The organism is Streptomyces sp. NPDC001985 (genome assembly GCF_040296845.1).
Taxonomy (GTDB): domain Bacteria; phylum Actinomycetota; class Actinomycetes; order Streptomycetales; family Streptomycetaceae; genus Streptomyces.
Genome location: NZ_JBEOYB010000084.1, coordinates 21,555 through 29,159, shown reverse-complemented (window position 1 = coordinate 29,159; position 7,605 = coordinate 21,555). Strand labels below are relative to the sequence as shown.

At 71.7% G+C, this 7,605-nt stretch carries 5 protein-coding genes; 3 read left to right on the top strand and 2 right to left on the bottom strand.

The features are described from left to right. Positions 1-452: 452 nt before the first annotated feature. Together manB and ABT122_RS28740 are read right to left on the bottom strand one after the other, a co-directional pair. Positions 453-1,535 carry a mannose-1-phosphate guanylyltransferase gene (gene manB / locus ABT122_RS28745; protein WP_351558220.1) on the bottom strand — a complete coding sequence of 361 codons (1,083 nt, stop codon included), beginning with the start codon at positions 1,533-1,535 and terminating at the stop codon, positions 453-455. A gap of 86 nt (positions 1,536-1,621) precedes the next feature. Beyond that, the gene (locus tag ABT122_RS28740; protein WP_351558218.1) at positions 1,622-2,845 is read right to left on the bottom strand and encodes a peptidoglycan recognition protein family protein; all 1,224 of its coding nucleotides are present in this window, start codon (positions 2,843-2,845) and stop codon (positions 1,622-1,624) included. 128 nt (positions 2,846-2,973) lie between these two features. On the opposite strand from ABT122_RS28740, the gene ABT122_RS28735 reads away from it, so the two are divergent. From ABT122_RS28735 to ABT122_RS28725, 3 genes are all read left to right on the top strand, one after another. Continuing rightward, positions 2,974-3,729 carry a TIGR03089 family protein gene (locus tag ABT122_RS28735; protein WP_351558216.1) on the top strand — a complete coding sequence of 252 codons (756 nt, stop codon included), beginning with the start codon at positions 2,974-2,976 and terminating at the stop codon, positions 3,727-3,729. A gap of 509 nt (positions 3,730-4,238) precedes the next feature. Beyond that, on the top strand, positions 4,239-5,654 hold the full coding sequence (locus ABT122_RS28730) for an LCP family protein (protein ID WP_351558214.1): 1,416 nt from the start codon (positions 4,239-4,241) through the stop codon (positions 5,652-5,654). 216 nt (positions 5,655-5,870) lie between these two features. Next, complete coding sequence (locus ABT122_RS28725; protein ID WP_351558213.1) at positions 5,871-7,574, top strand: LCP family protein; 1,704 nt, start codon at positions 5,871-5,873, stop codon at positions 7,572-7,574. Positions 7,575-7,605: the final 31 nt, after the last annotated feature.

The window sequence follows — 7,605 nt, the reverse complement described above, 5'->3', positions numbered from 1 at the left end:
GACTGGTCCCGGCTGGGGGGGGGCAACGGTCGGGGGCCGGCCCCCGAACCCCCGCTCCTCAATCGCCGGAGGGGCTTGGGTTGCTCAGGTCGCCAGCGGGGGGCTGGATTCCGTGCCTCGGACCGCCCGGAAAGGCCGGGGGGCTGCTCAAACGCCGGAGGGGCTGGATTTCGTGCCTCGGCTCTCCCGCGAGGGCTGGGATGACCCGCCTCGGCCCGCCGGAGAGGCTGAGGGGTGCGACTCAAGCGCCAGAGGGGCTGGGATGACCCGCCTCGGCCCACCCGGAAAGGCCGGGTGGGTGCGCCTCAAGCGCCGGAGGGGCTGGGGTGGCCTCCTCAGACGCGGGAAAGCTGGAGTGGGGCGGCAAACGCCGGACGAACCGGTGGCCCGGCTCACACGCCGGAGGAACCGGGGGTGCGGCCCGGGCTCCGGAGGGGCTCGGAGGGTGGGGGCTACTGGTCCGAGGAGAAGCGGAGGGACCTCGGCGGGAGGGTGGTGTCGCACCAGACGCGCGCGCCGGCGCGAAGCTCATTGTCGGCACCGACCGTCGCCCCGTCACCGACCACCGTGTCGGTGAGCACACTGCGTGCCCCGACACAGGCACCCGCGCCGATGAGCGATGCCGTGATCACCGCGTTCTCCTCCACCACCGCCCCCGCCTGGACCACGCTCCCGTGGACCCGGGCCCCCGCGCCGATCCTCGCCCCTTCACCCACCACCGTCCCCCCGCTCAGCTTCGCGTCCGCCGCCACCGTCGCCGACTCCAGCACCAGCCGCTCCCCGCAGCGCCCGGGAACCGCCGGGGACGGGGCGTGGCCGAGGACCAGGTCCGCCGAGCCGCGGACGAAGGCCTGGGGCGTGCCGAGGTCCAGCCAGTAGGTGGAGTCCACCATTCCCTGGAGGTGGGCGCCGGAGGAGAGCAGGTCCGGGAAGGTCTCCCGTTCCACCGACACCGGCCGGCCCGCCGGGATCGTGTCGATCACCGAGCGGCGGAAGACATACGCCCCGGCGTTGATCTGGTCGGTGACGATCTCCTCGGGGGTCTGCGGCTTCTCCAGGAAGGCCGTCACCCGCCCGTTCGCGTCCGTCGGCACCAGACCGAACGCCCGGGGGTCCGCCACCCGCGTCAGATGCAGCGAGACATCGGCGCCGGAGTCCCGGTGCGTGGCCACCAGCGCGCCGATGTCCAGGCCGGTGAGAATGTCCCCGTTGAAGATCAGTACCGGTTCGTCGGGGCCGGACCGCAGCCGTCCGGCCACATTGCGGATCGCCCCGCCGGTGCCGAGGGGCTCCTCCTCGGTGACGTACTCCAGGCTCAGTCCGAGCGCGGACCCGTCGCCGAAGTACGGCTCGAAGACCTCCGCCAGATAGGAGGTCGCGAGCACGATGTGCTCCACCCCCGCCGCCCGGGCCCGCGCCAGTTGGTGGGTGAGGAACGGGACGCCCGCCGCGGGCACCATCGGCTTGGGGGTGTGGACGGTGAGCGGGCGCAGCCGGGTGCCCTTGCCGCCGACCAGGAGGATCGCTTCAGTCACCGTGTCGTCTCTGCTTCCTGTCCGGGCGGGGGGTGCTCATTCGTTCGAGATCGGACAGTTTATGCAGTGGACGCGGGTCCGCCCGGTCAGACGCGTCCCTGATACCCCGCGGAAGCCTTTCTCGCGGTGCCGAGTCTGCCGTACAGACGCGCCCCGGGGCACTCGGTGTAGAACCCGTCCCGGTGTCCGGAGATCACGTTGAACCGGACCTTGCGGCCCTTGGCGTACTTGCCGCTGCCCCCCGATGTGAGGGTGACCTTGCCCTGGGGATTGCCCTTGAACAGCCCGAGTTTCCAGGCCGTCAGCCGGGCCACCCCGGTGACCGCAGCCGCCGGCGGGTTGCTGCGGCCGTAGGAGCCGAGGACGGCGATGCCCATGCTGTTGGTGTTGAAGCCCAGGGTGTGGGCGCCTCGTACCGCCTTGGTCACGCCGCCGGCGCGTCCTTCGTAGACGTTCCCGCACTTGTCGACGGCGAAGTTGTAGCCGATGTCCCGCCAGCCGCTGCTCACGACGTGGTAGCGGTAGATACCGCGGAGGACGGAGGGCGCCTGCTTGCAGGTGTACCCGTTGCCGGTGGCGCTGTGGTGGACGAAGGCCGCCTTGACGGTCTTGCTGTAGACGAAGCCCCGCTCCCGCAGCGACTCACTGGCCTTCCAGCCCTTGCGGGTCACGATCTTCGGGCGGGGGCCGATGTAGGGCTTGGCGGCGGCCTGCTCGGGGAGCGCGTCGGGGGCGGGCATCCCCGGCCGCCCGGCCGCCTGCCGGTTCGCCGGCGCCCGTACGGCTCCGGAGCCGTCCCCGGGGTCGACCAGTTCCAGCCGCAGCCCCCGGGGCAGCGGCCGGGGTGCGCCGCGCTCGGGCCGTACCCGGACCTCCACGCCGTCCGACCTCCCCACCCACAGCGGCGCGGTGGAGCCCCGCGCCGAGCGGCTCTCCGGTGTGTCCGGGTCGGCGCCGTGCTCGTGGTTGTGGGTCTCCACGGACTGCCAGCCGGACCACAGACGGGTGGCGGTGGCCCGGGTGCGGATCTCGACGGTGCCGTGCAGTTCGGCCCCGGGGTCGTCCCAGACGACCCCGGCCATCGAGAACGGGGCGACCCGCCGCTCGAAGCGACCGTGCTCCGATGGCGGCGCGACGGTCCGGCCGGTGGGCTGCGGCGCGAGCGGCAGGGACCGGGTGGAGCCGGGGACCCCGGGGGTCTCGGCGGCGGGCGGGGGTGGTGTCTTGGAGTCGCCGGAGGGCGGTGCGAGCGGGAGTGCGAGCGCGGTCGAGACCGCGACGCCGATCGAGGTAGCCAGGAATCCACGCATGAGGGAGATCCTGGCCTCTGGGGCCCCGGTTCGCCCGCCCACACACCGGTGGCGCGTCGGGCCGACCGGAGGACCCCGTCACCGGTTCGGCGGCCCCCGCGCGCGGCGCGGCGCGTACCCTGTCGCTGATGAACGCCATCGACCGTACCCCCGCCGACCTGCTGCGATCCGCGCTCGCCGCGGACCCCGCGCGTCCCTTGGTCACCTTCTACGACGACGCCACCGGCGAGCGCGTCGAATTGTCCGTGGCCACCCTCGCCAATTGGGTGGCCAAGACCGCGAATCTGCTCCAGGGCGAGCTGGCGGCCGAGCCCGGCGACCGGCTCGCGCTGCTGCTGCCCGCGCACTGGCAGAGCGCGGTGTGGCTGCTCGCCGCCGCCTCCGCCGGAGTGACCGTGGATGTGGGCGGGGACCCGGCGGACGCCGATCTCGTCGTCAGCGGGCCGGACACCCTGGACCGGGCGCGGGCCTGCCGGGGCGAGCGGGTGGCGCTGGCGCTGCGTCCCCTGGGCGGACGGTTCCCCGCGCCCCCGGAGGGTTTCTCGGACTACGCGGTGGAAGTGCCCTCGCAGGGCGACCGCTTCGCGCCGTACGCACCCGTCGACCCCGGCGCTCCGGCGCTGTCGGTCGGCGGGATCGGGCTGAGCGGCGCCGAGCTGGTGGAGCGGGCGCGCGCCGACGCCGCCGGTCTCGGTCTCGCGCCCGGCTCCCGGCTGCTGAGCGGGCACGGTTACGACACCTGGGAGGGGCTCTCCGCCGGGCTGTTCGCGCCGCTCGCCGCCGGGGCGTCGGTGGTGCTGTGCCGGCACCTCGGCCAACTGCCGGACGAGGAGCTGCGCAAGCGGATCGAGAGCGAGCGCGTCACCGCTACCGCGCGCCCCTGAACATGCCGCGCGCGCCGGGTATGGCGGAGCGGTGAACTCCGTCTGTGAAACCCTCGTGCGAGCCAACAGCCGTGTCAGGGTGAACGGCTGGAGGACCACCCGGGTGGCCGATGCGGGGCCCGGCCAGGTGCCCGTCCTCCAACTCCCGGTGGAAGATCGGGCAAACGCACGTGTCAACGCACAACCAAGCGCGAGGTTCAGCCGTCTAGCCCTGCGATCGGCGGTCCAGCGCGCCGCCGACGCCATGAAGGATGGACGCAGACGTGACCGACAGTGCTGGTACTCCGACCGGGCCGGACGGCCCGGACGAGGGCGACGGCGCGACCGACGCGGAGGCCGGGACGGAAACCGGGACGGAAACCGGGACGGAAACCGGAGGAGGAGCCGGTGCCGGGGCAGGGGCTGAGGCCGGGGACAGCGCCGGTGCCGAGGCCAAGGCCGGTTCCGGAACCGGAACCGGAACCGGGGCGGGTGGGGACGGCGCGTCTCCCCCGGGTCCGGACATCCCCGTGGAGCCCGGAGCGAGCGGGCCCGGAGCGAGCGGGCCCGGAGCGAGCGGGCCCGGGACCAGCGGACCCGAGGCCGATGGACCCGAGAGCAAAGAACCCGAGGCGAACGGGGCCGAGAGCAAAGAACCCGAGGCGAACGGGGCCGAGAGCAGCGGGCCCGAGGCGAACGGGGCCGAGAGCAGCGGGCCCGAGACGAGCGGGGCCGAGACGAGCGGGGCCGAGGCGGCCGGCGGGTCCGCGGCCGGCGGGCCGGATGCGCCCGCCCCCGCGCCCTCCGGCGCCCGCCCCGCACGGCGCCGGCGTCTGCTGATCCGGCTGGCCGCCGGCGGCGTCTCCCTCACCCTGCTCGCGGGCTCGGCCGCCGCCTGGTGGTTCTACCGCAAGCTCGACTCCAACATCACCACCGACACCACCGCCGCCGCGGAGCTCCAGGTCCACGAGAAGGAACGGCCGGCGCCCCTGGTGATGGACGCCCAGAACATCCTGGTGCTCGGCTCGGACACCCGCTCCGGCAAGGGCAACAGCGAGTACGGCCGGGACGACGGCGGCAAGCGCTCGGACACCACGATCCTGCTGCACATCGCCGCCGACCGGCAGAGCGCGACCGCGATGTCCATCCCGCGCGATCTGATGGCCGAGATCCCCGGCTGCCGCACCGCCGACGGTTCCCGGACCGGCGCCCGGTTCGCCCAGTTCAACAGCGCGTACGAGACCGGGGGCGCGGCCTGCACCATCCGTACCGTCGAGAAGATGACCGGCATCCGCGTCGACCATCACATGATCGTGGACTTCCGCGGCTTCAAGAAGATGGTCGACGCGATCGACGGGGTCGAGGTCTGCGTCCCGGAGGCCATCGACGACCCGCAGGCGCGGCTGCGGCTCGCCGCCGGGGAGCAGACGCTCCACGGCGAGGAGGCGCTCGGCTATGTGCGGGCCCGCAAGTCCCTGGGCGACGGCAGCGACACCGAGCGGATGGAGCGCCAGCAGCAGTTCCTGGGCTCGCTGGTCAAGAAGGTCCAGAGCAATGGCGTACTGCTCAATCCGGCGCGGCTCTACCCGCTGCTGGACGCGGCGACCAAGTCGCTCACCACGGACCCGGGACTCGACTCGCTGAAGGACCTCTACGACCTGACCCGCTCGGTCCGGAGCATCCCGACCGAGAAGGTGCAGTTCCTGACCGCGCCCCGGCAGCCGTACACCGCCAATACGAACCGGGACGAATTGATACAGCCCGACGCGGAGCAGCTCTTCAAGCGGCTGCGCGAGGACGCGCCCATCACCGTGGTCCCGGAGGGCGGCCGGGAGAGCGAGGAGACGAAGCGGAAGCAGGACGCCACCAGCCCGTCGAGCCCCAGCCCCTCGCCCACTTTCACGGGCACCAATGCGGCGACGGGCAGCTGCGGGGTAAAGCACTGACCAACCCGGGCCCATTCTCCATGCGGATTGGGCGTATTGCCCGGTTGTAAGCGACGTGGAATTTGTCACGGACGTCGCTCCCCTGTGAACTGGGCGGATAGTGTGAAGCGATCCGGTTTCTCCGGCTCCGCGCGATCACACTGCCGGAACGAGAAACCGAGCGCTCTTCGGGGGGAGAGGCGCTTCGCGTGGCAGCGACGGAGGATTCGGATAACCGTGGATGCGCAGAGCCGTGGGCGTGGGGACGATATGGACCCCGCCGACCAGTGGGTACTGAACCCGCAGACAGGCCAATACGAACTGCGACTGGACCACTCCGGAGCGCAACCCTCCCCACCCGCGCCGGAGCCGGTGGAGGACAGCGAGCCCCCCTCCCCCGACCGGGACACGCCCGCCGCCGCGCCGGTGCCCCGGCAGCGCTCGCGCAGGTCGGGGAAGAACGCGCCCGAGACCGCGCGTCCGCCGGCGGCGGGCCGCCGCAAGCGGAAACCGCCCGCGTCCCGCAAGAAGAAGATCCTCATATGGACCGGCGGAGTGGTCGGCTTCGTGGTCGTCGTCGGTTCGGTGGGCGCGTATCTCGGATACAACCGCCTGAACTCGAATCTCAACACGATAGCCGTGCCGGGCGCGGGGTCCGGCGGCTTCAAGAAGGACAAGGCCGTCAACATCCTTGTCATCGGCACGGACAAGCGGACCGGCAAGGGCAATGGGTCCTACGGCGACCTCAACAGCGCCGGTCACGCCGACACCAGCATTCTGTTCCATGTCTCCGAGGACCGGACCAACGCGACCGCGCTGTCGATACCGCGCGATCTGCTCACCGATATCCCCTCCTGCACGACCGGGACGGGCGGTGACGCCAAGACCGTTCCCGGTTCGCCGCGGACGCGGTTCAACGAGAGCCTGGGCCAGTCGGGGCGCGACCCCGGCTGCACGATGCGGACGGTCAAGGAGCTGACCGGCATCACCGTCGACCACTTCATGATGGCCGACTTCAACGCGGTCAAGACGCTGTCCACGGCGGTCGGCGGGGTCGAGGTCTGCGTGGGCAAGGACATCAACGATGTGAAGTCCAAGCTCAAACTGACCAAGGGCACCCATGTGCTGAAGGGCGAGGACGCCCTCGCCTTCGTCCGCACCCGCGGCTCGGTGGGCTTCGGCAGCGACCTCAGCCGGATCGAGATACAGCAGCAGTTCCTCAGCTCGATGATCCGCAAGATGAAGTCCAGCGACACCCTGACCAGCCCCACGAAGATGTGGGACCTGGCGAACGCCGCCACCAAGGCGCTCACCGTCGACACCGGGATCGGCAGCATCAAGAAGCTCCAGGACCTCGGTCTGGAGCTGGCGAAGGTCAACCCGAAGAACATCACCTTCGCGACGGTCCCGGTGCTGGACAACGACGGCGCGACCGTCGTGCTCGACGAGGCCAAGGCCAGGCCGCTGTTCTCGATGATCCAGAACGACATCTCGCTCACCGAGGTGAAGCAGAAGGAGAAGGACGCCAAGAAGGAGCAGAAGAAGCTGCTCCAGGGCCCCCAGGCCGAGGCGTCCGAGGTCCGGGTCGCGATCTACAACGGAAGCGACACCCAGGGGGTGGCGCTGGCGACCCTGACGTGGCTCCAGAACGAGCAGGCCGTACTGAAGTCGAGCAACGAGGGCAACGCGCCGGCCAAGGCCGCCAAGACCACCCTTGAGTACGGTCCCGACCAGGCGGACCAGGCCCGCAAGCTCGCGGCCCTGATGGGCCTGCCGGCCACGGCGATGAAGCCGGGCACGGCCGACGCCGGAGCGACCGAGCCGATGAAGCTCGTCCTCGGCGCCGATTTCAAGGGCGCGGGGGTGCCCATCACCGGTTCGGCGAAGGCGCCGGAGGGTGTCCAGAAGGTCGAAGCCGACAAGCAGACGTGCGCCCAGTGACCTGGGGGCTCCCCGTCACCGGGTGCGTATG